Annotated in this window: 16 protein-coding genes, 1 tRNA gene and 1 pseudogene; 10 read left to right on the top strand and 8 right to left on the bottom strand. The window is 73.5% G+C overall.

The window, feature by feature from the left end:
• Positions 1-106 precede the first annotated feature (106 nt).
• The 4 genes from ACFYOP_RS17920 to ACFYOP_RS17905 all read right to left on the bottom strand — a co-directional run bounded on the left by ACFYOP_RS17920 (position 107) and on the right by ACFYOP_RS17905 (position 4,172).
• A complete protein-coding gene (locus ACFYOP_RS17920; RefSeq protein ID WP_310650533.1) occupies positions 107-190 on the bottom strand; it encodes a putative leader peptide in 84 nt (27 codons plus the stop codon).
• A 149-nt stretch (positions 191-339) separates the two neighbouring features.
• Entirely contained in the window at positions 340-909 is a 570-nt protein-coding gene (locus ACFYOP_RS17915; protein WP_356897477.1) for a GNAT family N-acetyltransferase, read from the bottom strand.
• Positions 910-922: 13 nt separating this feature from the next.
• Positions 923-2,206, bottom strand: coding sequence for a GAF domain-containing protein (locus tag ACFYOP_RS17910; RefSeq protein WP_356897478.1), 1,284 nt, complete (start codon positions 2,204-2,206; stop codon positions 923-925).
• A 301-nt stretch (positions 2,207-2,507) separates the two neighbouring features.
• Entirely contained in the window at positions 2,508-4,172 is a 1,665-nt protein-coding gene (locus ACFYOP_RS17905) for an acyl-CoA dehydrogenase family protein (protein WP_356897479.1), read from the bottom strand.
• A 17-nt stretch (positions 4,173-4,189) separates the two neighbouring features.
• Here ACFYOP_RS17905 and ACFYOP_RS17900 point away from each other — a divergent pair, with 17 nt between their 5' ends.
• Complete coding sequence (locus tag ACFYOP_RS17900; protein WP_356897480.1) at positions 4,190-5,362, top strand: YihY/virulence factor BrkB family protein; 1,173 nt, start codon at positions 4,190-4,192, stop codon at positions 5,360-5,362.
• A gap of 264 nt (positions 5,363-5,626) precedes the next feature.
• Positions 5,627-6,343 (top strand): helix-turn-helix domain-containing protein, encoded by a 717-nt coding sequence (locus tag ACFYOP_RS17895; RefSeq protein ID WP_356897481.1) that lies wholly within the window; start codon positions 5,627-5,629, stop codon positions 6,341-6,343.
• On the opposite strand, the pseudogene ACFYOP_RS17890 reads toward ACFYOP_RS17895, so the two are convergent.
• Positions 6,283-6,675: pseudogene (locus ACFYOP_RS17890) on the bottom strand (VOC family protein). The gene ACFYOP_RS17895 and the pseudogene ACFYOP_RS17890 overlap by 61 nt on opposite strands.
• 179 nt (positions 6,676-6,854) lie before the next feature.
• Between ACFYOP_RS17890 and ACFYOP_RS17885 the strand changes: the two are divergent.
• The 6 genes from ACFYOP_RS17885 (at position 6,855) to ACFYOP_RS17860 (ending at position 14,036) form a co-directional block, all read left to right on the top strand.
• Positions 6,855-7,556, top strand: coding sequence for a response regulator transcription factor (locus ACFYOP_RS17885; RefSeq protein ID WP_356897482.1), 702 nt, complete (start codon positions 6,855-6,857; stop codon positions 7,554-7,556).
• Positions 7,557-7,561: 5 nt separating this feature from the next.
• Positions 7,562-8,680 carry a HAMP domain-containing sensor histidine kinase gene (locus ACFYOP_RS17880; protein ID WP_356897483.1) on the top strand — a complete coding sequence of 373 codons (1,119 nt, stop codon included), beginning with the start codon at positions 7,562-7,564 and terminating at the stop codon, positions 8,678-8,680.
• Positions 8,681-8,849: 169 nt separating this feature from the next.
• On the top strand, positions 8,850-9,728 hold the full coding sequence (locus ACFYOP_RS17875) for an ABC transporter substrate-binding protein (RefSeq protein ID WP_356897484.1): 879 nt from the start codon (positions 8,850-8,852) through the stop codon (positions 9,726-9,728).
• 144 nt (positions 9,729-9,872) lie between these two features.
• Positions 9,873-11,789 (top strand): NAD-binding protein, encoded by a 1,917-nt coding sequence (locus ACFYOP_RS17870; RefSeq protein ID WP_356897589.1) that lies wholly within the window; start codon positions 9,873-9,875, stop codon positions 11,787-11,789.
• A 531-nt stretch (positions 11,790-12,320) separates the two neighbouring features.
• Positions 12,321-12,806 carry a TrkA C-terminal domain-containing protein gene (locus tag ACFYOP_RS17865; RefSeq protein ID WP_356897485.1) on the top strand — a complete coding sequence of 162 codons (486 nt, stop codon included), beginning with the start codon at positions 12,321-12,323 and terminating at the stop codon, positions 12,804-12,806.
• Positions 12,807-12,812: 6 nt separating this feature from the next.
• The gene (locus tag ACFYOP_RS17860) at positions 12,813-14,036 is read left to right on the top strand and encodes a cation:proton antiporter (protein WP_356897486.1); all 1,224 of its coding nucleotides are present in this window, start codon (positions 12,813-12,815) and stop codon (positions 14,034-14,036) included.
• Positions 14,037-14,084: 48 nt separating this feature from the next.
• Here the strand turns inward: ACFYOP_RS17860 and ACFYOP_RS17855 are convergent, their stop codons facing one another.
• A complete protein-coding gene (locus ACFYOP_RS17855; RefSeq protein ID WP_356897487.1) occupies positions 14,085-14,588 on the bottom strand; it encodes a GNAT family N-acetyltransferase in 504 nt (167 codons plus the stop codon).
• Positions 14,589-14,880: 292 nt separating this feature from the next.
• Positions 14,881-14,953, bottom strand: a tRNA-Val gene (locus ACFYOP_RS17850).
• Between the two features lie 106 nt (positions 14,954-15,059).
• Between ACFYOP_RS17850 and ACFYOP_RS17845 the strand changes: the two genes are divergently transcribed.
• Positions 15,060-16,331, top strand: a complete 1,272-nt coding sequence (locus ACFYOP_RS17845; protein WP_356897488.1) for a VWA domain-containing protein — start codon at positions 15,060-15,062, stop codon at positions 16,329-16,331.
• Complete coding sequence (locus ACFYOP_RS17840; RefSeq protein WP_356897489.1) at positions 16,331-17,116, top strand: hypothetical protein; 786 nt, start codon at positions 16,331-16,333, stop codon at positions 17,114-17,116. Before ACFYOP_RS17845 ends, ACFYOP_RS17840 begins: the two co-directional genes overlap by 1 nt.
• Before the next feature lie 71 nt (positions 17,117-17,187).
• Here ACFYOP_RS17840 and ACFYOP_RS17835 read toward each other — a convergent pair whose 3' ends face one another.
• Positions 17,188-17,628 (bottom strand): subtilase-type protease inhibitor, encoded by a 441-nt coding sequence (locus ACFYOP_RS17835; RefSeq protein ID WP_356897490.1) that lies wholly within the window; start codon positions 17,626-17,628, stop codon positions 17,188-17,190.
• Positions 17,629-17,955: the final 327 nt, after the last annotated feature.

Below are 17,955 nucleotides of genomic sequence, written 5' to 3'. Positions count from 1 at the left end.
TCCTTCGAGACTGCAGGAGGGCGGCTCTGAGCTGCACACTCGCGCGGAAAGCGCGACGGTGCGCAGGGCGGGGTGAAGAGAGTCGAAGTGCGGCGGTGCTGAGCTGTCAGCAGGCCGGACAGATGGCGCTGGACATGCGGCCGAGGTCGACGTGCCGCCGACTCACCAAGGCAATTCCAGTGCTGGACATGACGGAAGCGTGTCATGGGACTTTGGACCCAGTCCACCGACATCCAAAATGTGGACAACACTGTCCCGCATCGCGAGACAGTGTGTCCTGGATCACCGCAGACCGTACGAGGCGGGCCGACGGAGGCGTGTTCGGGCGCGGCCGACGGCTCAGACCGCGGCGCCGGGCCACGGGCCGGGCGGCGGGACCTCGGTCTCCTCCGCCACCAACGTGTCGAAGAGACGGAAGCCCCGGCGCAGATAATTGTCCATCGCGTGCGGACCGTCCTTGGAACAAGTGTGCAGCCACACCCGCTCCGTCCGTGGCAGCCCGGGCCACCGGTCGGCGAGATCCCAGGCACGGGCCGCCCCCACCGACAGCAGATGACCGCCGATCCGCCGGCCGCGGAACGCCGGGATCAGCCCGAAGTAGACGATCTCCACCGTCCCGTCCTCCTGCGCCGCCAGCTCCGCATAACCGGCCGGCGTCCCCTTCTCGTACGCGACCCAGGTCTCCACGCCCGGCCGGTCCAGCAGCTTCTGCCACTCGGCGTACGTCATGGAGAGCCGGTCGGTCCAGCGGACGTCGCCGCCGACCGAGGCGTAGAGGAAGCGGCTGAACTCGGGCGAAGGCACCTCGGCCCGCATGATCCGTACGGCGTCCCCGGGGTCGGCCGCGGGGCGCAGGTCCGCGGCCGAGGTCTGCTCCAGGGACCAGGTGGTCACAGTGATGGCGCTCATGCGCGACAGGGAATCACGGCACCCGTCCCAGCCGCACGGCCGGGGCGTTCGAGTGCGGCAGCAGATCCTCCGGGCGCTCCGGCACGACCAGCTCCACCTCCAGCTCCTCCGCGAACCGGTAGGGCCGGTGCGCCAGGACCTGCGCCAGATGCCGCCGCAGCCGGGACATCTCCGCCCGCACCGTGACCGTCCGCGTCGGATCGTCGAAGACGTCCTGCGCGAGCTGCGCCGCGGTCCGCCCGTCGCGGCACTTCGCCAGCGCGTACAGCAGTTCGGCATGGCGGGGAGTCAGCTCGTGCGACCAGCTGCCCGAGCCGCCCGTGACCGTGACCACGGGCCGGCGCGCGACGCTCAGGTCCAGCACCACCCGGCCCGCCACCGGAGCGCCGGGACACGCCTCGTCCGGCCGGATCAACCAGCCGCCCGGCAGTGGCTCGAGCGTGCACATGCCGAGCGACGGCAGCCACGCCCGGCCCGCCCCGACCTGCTTCGGCAGCGACAGCCGGCCGCGCGGCGGCGCCATGCCCGTCACCGCGGCCGGCCAGCCGTTCGCGTCCACCGCCAACGCCCGGCCGCCCATGCGCGCCAGCAGCGGCGAGGCGACACTGCGCAGCACGTCCAGCGTCTGGTGGTGACGGTTTCGCAGCTCGGCCTCCGCGAGCCGGGTGACCGAGGTGACCAGCGCCAGGGTCGCCGGATGCACGGTCGACAGCGGACCGCTGATGTCGACGACACCGATCAGCCGGCCGTCCCGCGGATCGGTGATCGGCGCGCCGGCGCACGTCCACGTGTGGTGCGTGGACACGAAATGCTCGGCCGAGTGGACCTGGACAGGGCGCCGGGACACCAGCGGAGTGCCGATGCCGTTCGTCCCGACCAACTCCTCCTTCCAGTCGGCGCCGGGCACGAAGCCGTGCGCGTCGCCCTTGCGCAGGACCGCGGAACTGCCCTCCCGCCACAGCAGCCGGCCCTCGGCGTCCGCGACGACCATGATGTGCTGCGCCGCGTCCGCCATGGAGACCAGACCCTCGCGCAGCACCGGCAGCACCTCCAGCAACGGCGAGGTGTGCCTGCGGCGCTCGATCTCCTCCAGTGGCAGCAGCCCCGCTCGGCGGTCCCGCTCGGGATCCAGCCCCCGCCGGAGCATGCGCTGCCACGACTCGTCGATGTCCGCCCGCGGCCCGACCCGCGGTCTGCGGCCCGACAGGGCGGCGTCCCGCACACCCTTCAGCAGTCGCAGGGCGTCCGCGGTGTCCATGGCCGCGAGCCTGGCCAGATCGAGCGATGTGTTCTTCACGGGTCCCTCCTCGGCGACGCCGCTGTCCGACAAGCTGGGGTGGCCGGCTCAATCCTCCCTCCACCCGGTCACGGCGCGTCGGTTCATGCCGGACAACAATGCAACCCTTTGCAACCGTCGCGAACAGGTGTGCGCGTGTACGAAGGTGGCGGCACACCGGTTCGCCGGTGCGGGTGGTGCCGTGTCGGCGCAGCACCACCCACACAACGCCGTAGGGCGCGGGCCGCCACCGGGGCCCGCGCCCTGCGGCGTTCCCGCGGGAGTGTTTGCACCCGGCCTGTCCACAGGGCGGCCGGCCCGTTCAGACGACCGCCCGCGCACGCTCCACGATCGCGGCCAGCGGCAGCGTGTGGGGCAGCGTGCCGAACGCCGACCCCCAGTCACCGCCGAGCCGCGACGCGCAGAACGCGTCCGACACCTCCGACGGGGCCCACCGCACCAGCAGCGCCCCCTGCAGCACCAGCGCCATCCGCTCCACGAGCCGCCGCGCCCGCGCCTCGATGCCCTCCAGGTCGGCCAGCTCCGTCAGCAGGTCCTTGATCGCCGCGTCCAGCCGGTGATCGGCGCCACGCGCCCTGCCGACCTCCTGGAGGAACGCGTTCAGGGCCAGCGGCTCCCTCCCCCTACGCCTCGCGGCGTGGGGGGACCCCCACAGAGCCCGCAGCACGTCGAGCGCCTGCACGTTGCCCGAGCCCTCCCAGATCGAGTTCAGCGGCGCCTCGCGCAGCAGCCGCGGCATGCCCGACTCCTCCACGTACCCGTTGCCGCCCAGGCACTCCAGCGCCTCCGCCACCACCGGGGCGCACCGCTTCGTCACCCAGTACTTGGCCGCGGGCACCGCGATCCGAAGGAACGCCCGCTCCTCGTCCGTGTCCGCGTCGTACGCCGCCGCCAGCCGCAGGCCCAGCGTCGTCGCCGCCTCCGACTCCAGCGCCAGATCGGCCAGCACGTTGCGCATCAGCGGCTTGTCGATCAGCAGCCCGCCGAACGCGCCGCGGTACGCCGTGTGATGGATCGCCCGCGCCACCGCCTGCCGCATCAGCGCGGCGGAGCCGAGCACGCAGTCGAGACGCGTCGCCGCCACCATCCCGATGATGGTGCGGACACCCCGCCCCTCCGCACCCACCCGCCGGGCCCACGTCCCCTCGAACTCGACCTCCGCCGAGGCGTTGGACCGGTTGCCGAGCTTGTCCTTCAGCCGCTGGACCGCGAACACGTTCCGGCTGCCGTCCTCCAGCACCCGCGGCACCAGGAAGCACGTCAGGCCCTCCGCGGCCTGGGCCAGGACCAGAAAGCCGTCGCTCATCGGAGCCGAGCAGAACCACTTGTGGCCGGTGAGGACGTACTCGCCGTCCTGCGCCAGCGGCTCGGCCCGGGTCGTGTTCGACCGTACGTCGCTGCCGCCCTGCTTCTCCGTCATGCCCATCCCGAACAGGACGCCGCCCTTCAGCCCGGCGGGGCGCAGCCCCTGCTCGTACACCGCCGACGTCAGCCGCGGCTCCCACTCGGCCGCGAGCGCCGGGTCCGTACGCAGCGCGGGCACCGCCGCGTGCGTCATCGACAGCGGGCAGCCGTGACCGGCCTCCGCCTGCGTCCACACGAGGAAGCCCGCCGCCCGGCGGACATGGCCGGCCGGTCTGCCCCACGCGTTCACCAGACCCGCGGAGACGGCGTGGCCCAGCAGCCGGTGCCAGGCGGGATGGAAGTCCACCTCGTCGATCCGGTTCCCGTACCGGTCGTGCGTGCGCAGCCGCGGCGGGAAGTCGTTCGCCTGCGCGCCCCACTCCTGCGCCTGCGCGGAGCCCGCCGTCCGGCCGAGCCGGGAGAGCTCCCCGCGCGCCTCGTCGCGGACCTCCGGGGCGACATGCCGGTCCACCGCCTCGCGCAGCGCACGGTCCGCGGTGAAGACGTCGTACCCCACCAGGGGCGGGGCCTGGTTGGTCACTGTGTGGGTGCTCGGTGCCATGCCGATACGGTAAAGACGTGCAGGCAGCAAACGAAACACCCGAGCGGCCCACGGGCCGGCTCCACCGGGCCCGAGTCCTCTACCGCAACGTCTCGAAGCGGAAGATGGCGTGGCTGCTGCTGAAGGACACCGTCAACTCGGGCATCGAGTACCGCATCCTCGGCCTCGCGGCGGAGGCGGCGTTCTTCACCCTGCTGTCCGTGCCGCCGCTGATGCTCGGTCTGATCGGCCTGCTCGGCTACATCGACGACTGGACCAGCACCACCACCGTCGCCTCCATCGAGGAGAACATCCTCACCGCCGTCGGCACCGTGCTGTCCGACCGCGGCGTCGACGACATCGCCAAGCCGCTGCTGGAGGACGTCACCCAGGGCGGCCGGCCCGACATCATCTCCATCGGCTTCGCCATCGCCCTGTGGTCCGGCTCCCGCGCCGTCAACGTCTTCATCGACACCATCACCGTCATGTACGGGCTCGACGGGCACCGCGGCATCGTCGCCACCCGGCTCCTCGCCTTCCTGCTCTACCTCGTGGCCCTGCTGATCGGCGCGGTCGTGCTGCCGCTCGCCGTCGTCGGCCCCGACCGGGTCGTGGAGCTCCTGCCCTTCGGCACGGAAGTGGTCCGCGTCCTGTACTGGCCGGTCGTCATCCTGCTCTCCATCGCCTTCCTGACGACGCTGTACCACGTGTCCGTGCCCGTGCGCTCGCCCTGGGTGGAGGACGTGCCCGGCGCGCTCGTGGCGCTCGGCATGTGGATCCTCGGCAGCTTCCTGCTGCGCATCTACCTGACCAACACGGTCGAGGGCCCCACGATCTACGGCTCCCTCGCCGCGCCCATCGCCTTCCTGCTCTGGATCGGCATCTCCGCCTTCGCCGTCCTCGTCGGCGCCGCGGTCAACGCGGCGATCGACCGCGTCTGGCCTGCGGCCGCCACGGCCGCGGCCCGCGCCGCGAACGAACGCGCCCGCGCCGCGGACGCCGCTCAGCTCCTCGCGCGGGCGCGGGCGGCGGAGATGTACGGCGACACCGACGCGGACGACGAGGAGGGCGGCGGTGACATGCCGTCCGAGTTCCCGGAACGCTGGTCCAAGTTCCTGCCGGTGGACGACGTACGGGCGCGGCTGCACACGACGCGCGAGAACGGGCGCGAGAACGGGCGCGAGAACGGGCGCGAGAACGGGCGGGAGTAAGGGGGTGGGGCGAGGGCCGCTGCGCGGGGCGTTCCCCTACCCGCCCCTTCCCGAACCGGGCTCCGCCCGGGCCCGGTACCGTGCTCCGCGCGGTGGCCTCAATCGCCGGCCGGGCTGGAAATACCGCTGCGCGGCAATCCAGCCCGCCGGGCACATCAAGCCTCGCCGGCGTTTGAGGCGCGGGGCTCGGGGCAGCGCCCCGACGGGACCGGCCGACCCCGCACCCGGAAACGGCGTCGCGCCCGCCGTCGTAGCCTCGGAGGCGTGTACGAGGAGCGCCCGTCCCGAGTCCCCGGCGCCGTCGTCTGGACCCGCGCCGTCGGGACCGGAACGACGCGCCCCGTGCTGCCCGACGGCTGCATGGACCTGCTCTGGTCCCAGGGGCGGCTGATCGTCGCCGGGCCCGACACCCGCGCCCACCCGCCCGGCGGCGCGGCCGCGTGGACGGGTGTCCGGTTCGCGCCGGGGACCGCGCCCGGGTTGCTCGGCGTACCGGCGTACGAGCTGCGCGACCGGCGCGTCGAGCTGTCGGACCTGTGGGGCGCGGGACCGGCCCGCAGGTTCGAAGAGCGGCTCGGCGAGGCCGGCGACGAGGCCGCCGCGCTGGAGGCGATCGCCCTGGAGCGGACGGGGCCGCCGGACCCGCTGACGGCCGCCGTCGTACGGCATCTGGACGCCGGCGGCACCGTCGCCGGGGCCGCCGACGCCGCCGCGCTCAGCGCCCGGCAGCTGCACCGGCGGTCGCTGGACGCGTTCGGCTACGGCCCCAAGACGCTGGCCCGCATCCTGCGGCTGCAGCGCGCGCTGACGCTGGTGCGCCGCGGTGTCCCGTTCGGGGACGCCGCGCTCGCCGCGGGCTGCGCCGACCAGGCGCACCTCGCCCGGGAGATGCGCGCACTGGCCGGGACGACCCTCGGCGCCTACGCCGCGTCGGCGAAGAGGGAGACGCCGAGCCCGTCGGGGTCGAGCACGACCGCGTAACGCTGGCCCCACACGGCGTCCTACGGCTTCAGATGGCTGCGGTGGCCGGCGGCGACGAGCTCGTCGTGGAGCGCGTCGACCTCGGCCGGGCTGTCGCAGAGGAACGCCGGACCCATGCGTTCGCCGCCGGTGGGCCGGGTCCAGCCGGGGTCGTAGGAGCGGACCGTCTCCTCGGTGTCGAACAGCAGGCGCAGCCCGCCGGGGAGCTCGGCCTCCGCGTGCGGTGCGGAGTCCGCCTCGGCGGGGATGTCCAGCCCGAGGCGGCGGTAGAAGGCGAGTGAGGCGGCCATGTCGCTGACGACCAGGCCGACCGCGTCGAATCGTGGAGTCATGGCCCCAACGTAGGACGGCGCCGGGCCCGCGGTCTTGAACGAATCGGACGTCGACCTGACCCGGACCGGACCCGGACCCGGACCGGACCCGGACCCGGACCGGACGGTGGGCCGGACGTCACGGATTCGTAAGGCGACCCTCTCCACCGCGCCGCGCGCCGTGCGGGGACACTGGCGGTATGCACAGCATTCTCGTCGTGGACGACGATCCGACGGTCTCCGAGGTCGTCACCGGCTATCTCGAGCGCGCCGGTTTCGTCGTGGACCGGGCCGCGGACGGCCCCCAGGCGCTCAGGCTCGCCGCCGGACGCCGCCCCGACCTGGTTGTTCTCGACCTGATGCTGCCCGGCATGGACGGCCTGGAGGTGTGCCGCAGGCTGCGGGCCGGCGAGGCGCGGCCGGTACCGGTGATCATGCTGACGGCCCGTGGTGACGAGGACGACCGCATCCTCGGGCTGGAGGTGGGCGCGGACGACTACGTGACCAAGCCGTTCAGCCCGCGGGAGCTGGTGCTGCGGGTGGAGTCGGTCCTGCGCCGGGGCGGCGCAGCGGCGGGGGAGCGGCGCGCCGGACCGGAGTTGGCGGCCGCCGGGATCGTACTGGACCCGGCGGCCCGGCGAGCGGTGAAGGACGGGCGCGAACTGGCCCTGACGCTCCGGGAGTTCGATCTGCTCGCCCATCTGATGCGGCACCCGGGCCAGGCGATCGGCAGGGAGCGGTTGATGCAGGAGGTGTGGGGCTGGGAGTTCGGCGATCTGTCGACCGTGACCGTCCATGTGCGCCGGCTGCGCGGCAAGATCGAGGACGACCCGGGGCAGCCGAAACTCATCCAGACGGTGTGGGGCGTCGGTTACCGCTTCGACGTCCCGGAAGAGGGCTGATCACCGTGCGGGACATGCTCCTCATCGCCGCGTACGCCCTCTCCGGCGCCGCGGCGGCCGGCGCCGTCGGCGCCCTCGTGCTGCGGGTGCTGCGGCACCGTTCGGTCACCGTCTCACTGACGGTGGTCGCGGCCGTGACCGTCACCGCGATGCTCGGCGGCACCCTGGCGGTCGCGCAGGCGATGTTCCTCTCGCCCCACGACCTGACCGTCGTCACCATGGTCGTGGCGATGGCGTCCGTCGTGTCGCTCGCGACGGCGCTGCTGCTCGGCCGCTGGGTGGTCGCCCGCAGCCGGGAACTGACCCTGGCGGCACGCTCGTTCGGCGACGGCGGGGCCTTCGCCGCGCCCGGCGGCGTCTCCACCGCCGAACTGGACGCCCTCAGCAGGGAACTCGCGGCGACGAGCGACCGGCTCGCGGCGTCCCGGGAGCGCGAGCGCGCCCTGGAGACGTCCCGGCGCGAGCTGGTCGCCTGGATCTCGCACGATCTGCGTACCCCGCTCGCCGGTCTGCGTGCCATGTCGGAGGCGCTGGAGGACGGTGTCGTCCAGGACCCCGAGCGCTACTTCCGACAGATCCGCACCGAGGTCGACCGGCTCAACTCGATGGTCGGCGACCTCTTCGAGCTCTCCCGTATCCACGCGGGCGCGCTCGCGCTGTCCCCGACCCGGATGTCGGTCTACGACCTGGTGGGGGAGGCCCTGGCGGGCGCGGACCCGCTCGCCCGCGAGCACGGGGTGCGTCTCGTCGGCGAGGGCGTGGAGCCGGTGCCGGTCGAGGTGGACGGCAAGGAGATGACCCGGGTCCTCGCCAACCTGCTGGTGAACGCGATCCGCCGGACCCCGGCCGACGGGACCGTCGCCGTGGCCACCGAGCGGCGCGAGGGCTGGGTCGTCCTGTCCGTCACCGACGGCTGCGGCGGCATCCCCGAGGACGACCTGCCCCGGGTGTTCGACACGGGCTGGCGCGGCTCCCAGGCGCGTACGCCGCCGGCCGGGGCGGGCCTGGGCCTGGCGATCGTCCGCGGCATCGTGGAGGCCCACGCCGGCCGCGCCGAGGTGAGCAACGTGACGGGCGGCTGCCGCTTCGAGGTGTCCCTGCCCGCGGCCGCCGCACTGCAGTGACCGGCCGGGCACGGTCCCGCACCGACCGGCGGCCGCTGTCCCACACCGACCGGAGCGCGGGCGAAACCGCCGCGGCCGTGAGGCGTGAGCCGCCGTGCGGCTGGGCAGTCACACGGTCGGGGACGGGCCGGACAGGGCCGAAGACTGCTCGATGTGGGGGGCGTGCCGCATGGCGCAACGGACACAGTGGGAATTCCTCGACGACCGCGGCCGGCTGGCCTCCGCGCCGCACATACCGGGCCGGCTGGTCGCCTACATACAGGCGGGGGCCGCGCTGTACGACCACGGGCTGCTGCCGGCCGGGCTGTTCGGCTCCGCCCACGACGGCGCCGGCCCCGATCCGGCCAAGGCCGGCGACCTGCCGCTGGACGGCGTCCCGTACCTGGGGTCGGGGTCCGGAGTCGACGCCGGCGCCGTGCTGGCGGCCGGACCAGAGCTGGTGGTGGCCGTGACGTACGGCTCCGACCAGATCTACGGCCTGGAGCCGGACACGGCCAAGCACCTCGAGGAACGCGTCCCCGTGGTGGTGATCGACGTGGGCCAGGGCCGCTCGTTCGACGCGATCCGCGACCGGGTCGGGGAGCTCGCGCACTCCCTCGGGGCGGACCCGGGGCCGTCGGCCGCCGCCGACCTGGCCGCCGCACGCGCCCGGCTGCGCGAGGCGGCCCGGGCGGCCGCAGGTGTGCGGGTCCTGGCACTGTCGCCCGCGGGCCCCGGCAGCGTCCATCTCGCCAGGCCCGGCGCCTGGCCGGACCTCAGGGCGCTGTCGGAGCACGGAGTCGGCCTGGTGGAACCGGAACCGGGCCCCGGAGCGAACTGGTCCACCACCGACTGGGCCGCCGCCCGGCGGCTGGAACCGCACATCGTCCTCGCGGACGTACGGTCCAACGCACACCCCGTCGCCCAACTGGGCGGTGTGCCGGACTGGGAGGCCATCGCGGCCGGGGCGCGGCTCCTGCCGTGGAACCCGGAGACCCCGCCCAGCGCCCGCGCCCATGCGCGCTTCTTCGGCGCCGTCGCCGGGGAGCTGGAGGCGGCCGCCGCGTAACCGCCGGGCCGGGCGCGCGCGGACGACGGCGCGACCGGCATCGCCGCAGGCCCCGGGGGGTATCCGGCGGACCGGGCAGGGCACCCTAGGGGCGTGTCCTCCTCACTGCCTCACCAGGCCCAACCCCCCACCGCCGGCGGTCATATGATCGTGTGCGGCGACGACGCCCTGGCCCACCGGCTGGCCACCGAACTGCGGGAGGTCTACGGCGAGCGGATCACGCTCGTCGTCCCCGCCGCGCCGGCGGCCCGCAGCTCGGAGACGCAGCCGGCGGGCCGGGTGCGGGCCTCCGCGCTGTTCGGCCGGATGTCCGCCGTGATGACACGTGCCGTCGCCGCGCCCGTCAACCCCGGCGACACCCCGCCGCCCGCTCTCCCCCGGGTCGTCGAAGTCCTCGAATTCGGCGAGGACACACTGATCGAGGCCGGTGTCGGCCACGCCGCCGCGCTGGCGCTGGTGTACGACGACGACGAGACCAACATCCGGGCCGCGCTGGCCGCCCGCAGGCACAATCCGCACCTGCGGCTGGTGATCCGCCTCTACAACCGCAAGCTCGGCCAGCATCTCGAGGAACTCCTCGACCAGGCCGCCGCGCTGGCGGACCCCGGCCTGGACACTGCGACGCTGGACGCCTCCACCACCGTCCTGTCGGACGCCGACACCGCCGCGCCCGCGCTCGCCGCCACCGCCGTGGCCGGCACCAGCAAGGTCGTACAGGCCGACGGCCTGCTGCTGCGGGCCGTCGAACGCACCCCGCCGGCCCGCGGCGAGATCGCCGACCCGGGACTGTGCACCCTCGCCCTGCTGTCGTCCACCACCAACGACCCGGCCGGCGCCGAGGGTTCCGACAGAAGCGGCCAGGAAGGGCCACGCCTGCTCCCTGACGACCGCAGCGTCGCGGAGGCCACCGGCCGCGGCACCATCGTCCTCGAAGCGATCTCCCACAGCCCGGCCGACGGCGGTCAGGCCCGGCTCGCCGGCCGGGGCGCCCCGCTGAAGCAGCTGTTCTCCCGGCGGCTGCGCTGGTCGCTCGCCGCCCTCGGCGCCACCGTCGTCGCCCTGGCCGTCGTCTCCGCCGTGGCCACCGGCGACACCGCCCTGCACGCCATGTACCTGATCCTGCTCGACCTGTTCGGCATCGGCGACCCCGCCGTCGGCGCGGACGCCGACCGGCAGATCCTGCAACTGCTCACCGGCGTGGTCGGACTGCTCCTGCTGCCGCTGACCGTCGCCGCCGTGCTGGAGGCCCTCGGCACCTTCCGCAGCGCCTCCGCCCTGCGCCGGCCGCCGCGCGGACTCTCCGGCCACGTCGTGCTGCTGGGCCTCGGGAAGGTCGGCACCCGCGTACTGATGAGGCTGCGCGAACTGGGCATCCCGGTGGTGTGCGTCGAGGAGGACCCGGACGCCCGGGGTGTCCCGCTCGCCCGCCGGCTGCGGGTGCCGACCGTACTGGGCGACGTCACGGAGGAAGGCGTGCTGGAGGCCGCCAAGATCCACCGGGCCCACGCGCTGCTCGCCCTCACCAGCATCGACACCACCAACCTCGAAGCGGCCCTCTACGCGCGCTCCGCCAAACCCGACCTCCGGGTCGCCCTGCGCGTCTACGACGACGACTTCGCCACCGCGGTCTACCGCAGTCTGCGTGCCGCGCACCCCGAGGCCCTGACCCGCAGCCGCAGCGTCTCCACGCTCGCCGCGCCCGCCTTCGCCGTGGCCATGATGGGGCGCCAGATCCTCGGCGCCGTGCCGGTCGAACGCAAGGTGCTGGTCTTCGCCGCCGTCGAGGTGGCCGGGCACCCGCGGCTGGAGGGACGCACGGTCGCCGAGGCGTTCCGGCCCGGCGCGTGGCGGATCGTGGCCCTCGACTCCGCCGCGCCCGACGAGCGCCCGCCGGACCTCGCGTACTCGCGCCGCGACCCGGAGAACGACGGGACCGGCCTGGTGTGGGACCTCCATCCCGGGTACGTGCTGCGGGCCCAGGACCGGGTGGTCGTCGCCGCGACCCGCCGGGGAGCGGCCGAACTCCTCGGGCGGCGCCCGCATCTGCGGACCGGCGGATGACGCCTCAACCGTAGGATTTAGGCCATTTGGCCTGCGGTACGATTCTTTACCGAGTCATTGCAACGCTCCTGGAGCGGCGCGATGTGCGTCAGTGGCAGGAGGGTTGCCGGCGCCGTGCTGCGCGCCGGCCGGACGGAGGGGGCGGGGATGGCACACGGACGCCACGGCCACCGGCCGTCCGCCGCCCTGCCGCGGACCGGCCTGTCGGTCTCCGCTCCGAGGTCCGCGCGTATCGACGCCCGTGCGCGCGACGGGGTGCCGGATCCGGCCCGCTGCGGCTGCCCGGCGGACCGCTGCCGGACCGCTCCCGGCGTCTGACGACCGACCGGGCCGACCGGGCCGAACGGGCGGAACGGGCGGAACGGGCCGAGTGGATCGGACGACCCCGCCGCGGCCCGGTGGGTGCCGGCGTGCGGCACGTGGTGAAAAAATCTTCCCGCGGCCGTCGCCGGCATGTCGACGGCTGCCGGAGCCGGACCTGCGCGCCCGCGCCGCACCCACCGATCGACCGACCGCCGTACGGGAGCCCCCATGGAACCCACCGCCCACGTCAGCAAAGCGACCCTGCCGGGAGTCGGCACGAGGTACGACCTCAAGACCGGCGCCGGCGCCCATCTGTCCGTCGTCGTGCACCAGGACGGCCGCCGCATCCTCGCCTTCCACGACCCCGAGGACGACGACAACTGCAAGGACGCCGCCGCCCTCGCCCCCCACGAGGCGACCGCGCTGTCCAAGCTCCTCGTCCCCGACCCGGTCGCCGACCTCTCCCAGCACCTCGAGATCGACCTCGTCACAGAACAGATCCCCGTCACGAAACGGTCCCCCTACGCCGGACGGCTCCTCGCCGACACCCGGGCGCGCACCCGCACAGGCGCGTCCATCGTCGCCGTACTGCGTCGCACCGCGGCGTTCCCCTCGCCCGCCCCGGACTTCCGCTTCGCCATCGGCGACACGCTCGTCGTCGTCGGCACGCGTGAAGGCGTCGACGCGGTTGCCGAACTGATCACCGGAGGATAAAGACCCGTGCACGACACCACCGCGCTGCTCATCGAACTCGGGGCCGTCATCCTCGCCCTCGGCCTGCTCGGCCGGCTCGCCGGACGCATCGGGTTCTCGCCCATCCCGCTGTACCTGCTCGCGGGGCTCGCCTTCGGCCACGGCGGACTGCTGCCGATGAACGCCAGCGAGGAGTTCATCGCGACCGGCGCCGAGATCGGCGTGATCCTCCTGCTGCTCCTCCTCGGGCTCGAGTACAGCGCCTCGGAGCTCGTCACCAACCTGAAGACGCAGTACCCGTCGGGACTCGTCGACTTCGTCCTCAACGCCCTGCCCGGCGCGGTGGCGGCACTCCTCCTCGGCTGGGGCGCGGTGGCCGCGGTCGCCCTCGCCGGCGTCACCTGGATCTCCTCCTCCGGCGTCATCGCGAAAGTCCTCGGCGACCTCGGCCGGCTCGGCAACCGTGAGACACCCGTCATCCTCGGCGTCCTCGTCATCGAGGACCTCGCCATGGCCGTCTACCTGCCGCTGCTGACCGCGCTGCTCGCCGGACTGAGCCTGGCCGGCGGCAGCCTGACCCTGCTGATCTCGCTCGGCACCGTCGGCATCGTCCTGTACGTCGCCCTGCGGCACGGCCGCCTCATCAGCCGGGCCGTCTCCTCCGACAACCCGGAGATGCTGCTCCTGGTCGTCCTCGGCCTCACCCTCTTCGTCGCCGGCATCGCGCAGGAACTCCAGGTGTCCGCCGCCGTCGGCGCGTTCCTCGTGGGCATCGCGCTCTCCGGCGAGGTCGCCGAGGGCGCGCACAATCTGCTTGCGCCGCTGCGTGACCTGTTCGCCGCGGTCTTCTTCGTCTTCTTCGGTCTGTCGACCGACCCCGCGGCCATTCCGCCGGTCATCGTGCCGGCGCTGATCCTCGCGTTCGTCACCGCGCTGACGAAGATCGCCACGGGGTGGTACGCGGCCGGCCGCGCGGGCATCGGCCCCCGCGGACGCCTGCGGGCGGGCGGGGCGCTCGTCGCCCGCGGCGAGTTCTCCATCGTCATCGCGGGCCTCGCGGTGGGCGTCGAACCGCGGATCGGGCCGCTGGCGACGGCGTACGTCCTGATCCTGGTCATCGTCGGCCCGCTGACGGCCCGCTTCACGGAACCCCTGGCCCGCCGCCTCCTCCGCCGCAACGCACCGTCCCCCGCGTCCCCGCCGTCCCCTCCGTCCCCGGACACGACCCGCGCGTCGGCGACCACGCCCTGACCGGGCCGGGGGGGCGGCTTCCGGACACCCCCCGCCCACGACCCCGCGTCAGGGCAACGTGCGGGTGAGCCAGACGACTTCCCCGTTGTCCTCCATGGTCACGTGATCCCGCTCGAACCCGAGCTTCTCCAGGACCCGGAGCGACGGTGCGTTCCACGTGGCGACGGTCGACCAGAGCCGTTTCCGCCCGGTCACCACAGCGGCATCGAGCACCGCACGGGCCGCCTCGGTGGCGTAGCCACGCCCATGCACGCGCTGGAACAACTCGTACGCGATCTCGGGCTCTTCCAGGGTGGAGCGGCCGATGATCAACCCGCAGTACCCGATGAAGTCCCCTTCGTCCCGGCGCTGTATGGGCAGCAGGGCGATCCCCGTCGTCGCCGTCGCGGTGAGCAGCTTTGCGATGGCCGTCCGGATGTGCTCAACCGTGGGTGTCCCGTCGCCGCGTTCGGAGAGCAGGGCGGAGAACTTGGCGGCGTCCGACTCGACCCAGGGCCGCAGTATCAGCCGCTCGGTCTCCAGGTGGAAGGGCATCGTCTCGTAGGCAGGCATGCCCCCACTCTGCCTCACGGATCATCACGAACCACAGGCCGGAGCGGCCCCCCGGACGTCGGTAGCCGCCCCGTTGACGCCGGCCCCCGGGGCTTGGAGCTTCGTACCGTTCGGCATCTGCCTGGTAAGTGCGCCCGGATGTCCGCTGCCGACCACCAACGTCCGTACATCCGCTGCGCTCTGATTCGGTCCCGCAGACGGGTGAGCGGAATACGCCCTCCCGTGGGGAAACGGCCCCTCCGGTCGATCACGACCGGAGAGCCGAACCCAGCTGTCACCAGCAGTTGTTCACTGGTGGGCGCGAACGGTTTCGATCCGCCGACATCTGCTTTGTAAGAACAGCGCTCTCCGCTGGAGCGGCGCCCGACGCCGCGCGCGGGCCGAGCCCGCCCCGAGGCGTAACCCCGGCCCGGGGGGCGGGGGTTCGGGGCTCGGTTTGGATACGTGGGGGATCGCCAATACGATCCGCCGATGATCATAAGAAGATGGCCGGCGGCCGGCGCCCTCGCCGTGCTCGCCGTGCTGATCGCCGGGCTCGCCCCGGCCCCCGCCGTCGCCGACGAACCGGCGACCAAGGAAGCCCCCAAGGTCGAGCTCGTGCTGGACGTCAGCGGCTCGATGCGGACCCGCGACATCGACGGCAAGAGCCGGATGGCCGCCGCGAAGCAGGCGTTCAACGAGGTACTGGACGCCGTGCCGGAGGAGGTGCGGCTCGGCATCCGGACGCTCGGCGCCGACTACCCCGGCGAGGACCGCAAGCGCGGCTGCAAGGACACCCGCCAGCTCTACCCGGTGGGGCCGTTGGACCGTACGGAGGCGAAGACGGCCGTCGCCACGCTGGCGCCGACGGGCTGGACGCCGATCGGCCCGGCGCTGCTGGGCGCGGCGGAGGACCTGGACGGCGGTGACGCGACCCGCAGGATCGTGCTGATCACCGACGGCGAGGACACCTGCGCGCCCCTCGACCCGTGCGAGATCGCGCGGGAGATCGCGGCGAAGGGCATCCACCTCGTCATCGACACGCTCGGCCTGGTGCCCGACGCCAAGACCCGTGCGCAGCTGAGGTGCATCGCGGAGGCGACCGGCGGTACGTACACCTCGGTGCAGCACACGGACGAACTCTCCGACCGGGTGAGCCAGTTGGTGGACCGCGCCGCGGACCCGGTGGTCACGCCCGTGGCCACACAGGGCGCCGGGCAGTGCGCCGACGCGCCGCGGCTGGAGCCGGGGCTCTACACGGACCGGGAGAAGTTCGGCGAGCACCGCTGGTACCGGGTCGACGTGCTGCCCGGTCAGGAGCTGCGCGCCTCGGTGAGCATCGGCGCCGACCGCGCGGTGAACAAGGACTACGGCGTGCTGCTGCGTGCCGTCACCGTCCACGGCCGGGAGATCGTACGGGGCTCTGAGGCCGGCGACGGCCGCACCGACCTCGTCTCGACCGGTCTGCGCTACCCGAAGCCGGAGCTCGAGGACGCCGATGCCGTCAGGCCGGCCGCGGAGACGGTGTGCCTGCAGGTGAGCAACTCGTTCTCCGCGCCGCCGGCCGTCAAGACCGAGCCCGGCATGCCCGTCGAACTCACCGTCGACCTGGTCGGCGCACCCGAGGAGGCCTCGGACGTGGCCGCGTTCGGCCTCGGCCGCGGCTGGTGGCTGCTGGGCTTCCTGGTGCTCACCGGCTTCGTGGCCGGGCTGCTCTGGGGCTGGGTTTCACGCTGGCGTGTCGCCGTATGGAGGACCAACTGATGCGTGTCGTACGCGTACTGACGGCCGCGGCGCTGACCGCCGCCGCGCTGCTCGGCCCGGTGGGCGCCGCCCTCGCGGACGACCCGTCGCCGAGCCCGAGCGGGGACGAGAGCGCCCCCACGGAGGCCGGCACCACCTTCCGTACGGCCACCCCGATCGAGCAGGACCAGAAGGCCACGGCGAACGCGTCCAGCGGTGACTACCTGTACTGGGTGTTCCCCGCCGACGCCGAGCAGCGGCCCACGGTGCGGGCCCGGGTCACGCTGCCCGAGTCGGCGCAGCGGCACGGCGCCTCGACGTGGCGGATCGACGTCTACGACGGGCTCCGCCGCCGCCAGGCGTGCATGTACGGCATGCAGGCCCGGACGGCGGCCGCCGACGCCGCCTCCGTGGAGCTGTCGTGCACCCTGCGGCCCGTGCGTTCGCTCGCCGAGCCGTGGTCGAACGACCCGCTGCCCGGCAGCTACTACGTGCGCCTGACGGTGACCGGTCTCCCGGAGGAGGATCTCGGCCTGCCGGTGGCGGCCGAGGTCGAGGCGGTGTCGAAGGACGCCGGCGGCGCGTACGCGGTCGACGGCGCGCTCGCCGAGCCGCTGGTGCCGGGCGTCTCCGCCGAAGAGCGGCGGAACGAGGAGGAAGCGGTCCTGGACTGGTCCTCCGGCCGGTGGTCCGACCGCTGGGTGTGGACCGGCGTCGGAGGGCTGCTCGCCGCCCTCGCCGGTGTGGGCGGCTACATCCTGACCAGGGGCGCCGGCCGCCCCTCACGGATGCCGCCGGGCGCCTGAGCGCAGCGGGCGGGCAGCGCCCGGCAGGCGGGCGGTCGCGGGTTCTTCCCGCGGCCGCCCGCCTGCGCGTCTCAGAAGGCGAAGACCGTGCCGCTGCTGCTGCCCTGGACGCACGCGTTGCCGAACGTGTGGCTGTAGCGGACGCGCTTGCCGTTCCACACGCCGTCCGCGGTGACCGTCACCGGCTCCCACTCCTTGGTGCACATGACCCCCGAGTCGCGCGTGGTGACGGCGTCGAAGCGGCCGTCGGCGGCGCGCAGTTCCGCACAGGCCGCCTCCGGGTCGGGATGGGTTCCCGTGGCCGTGGGCGTGCAGCCCAGGGTCACCGCGCGCAGGACCGTACCGGTGGCCGCGTCGTCCCCTGCCGTGACCGTCAGCGCGAGGGCCGACGGTGCGTAGAGGCTCTCCGCGCCGCTCGTCGCGGCGCCCGCGCTGCCGACGGCGGCGGGTGCCGCGACGAGGGCCAGCGTGGTGGTGGCCGCGACTGCGAGTCCTCTGGCGATGTACCGCATTTCGAACACTCCCCTGGATCGGTGTTTCGGAAATCGGACGGGAGTCTTGCTCACCATGGGGAGGAACGCTCGGTCCTGCGCACGGTTTCGGTCACGTGTCGTGACGCCCGGTGGGCAGGCGGTGACCGGTGGGCGATGGCTGACCAGCGGTTCAGTAGCCCGGGGAATCGGCCGAAGAAAGACGTTCCAGGTCGTTGATCAATGGAATGTGAGGCCGCTGAATACTTGAACCGTTGATTGGAAGGTCCGGTTGGGTTCAGTCGGGGTTCTCCCAGCGTTGGACGGCCCGTCGGCACCGGTGTTCACTGGGCTGAGCCGAGGTGACCT

Source organism: Streptomyces sp. NPDC006294 (genome assembly GCF_042870895.1).
In the GTDB taxonomy this organism is placed as follows: Bacteria; Actinomycetota; Actinomycetes; order Streptomycetales; family Streptomycetaceae; genus Streptomyces.
Note: the sequence above shows the minus strand (reverse complement) of the source record. Positions and strands in the feature narration are given on the sequence as shown.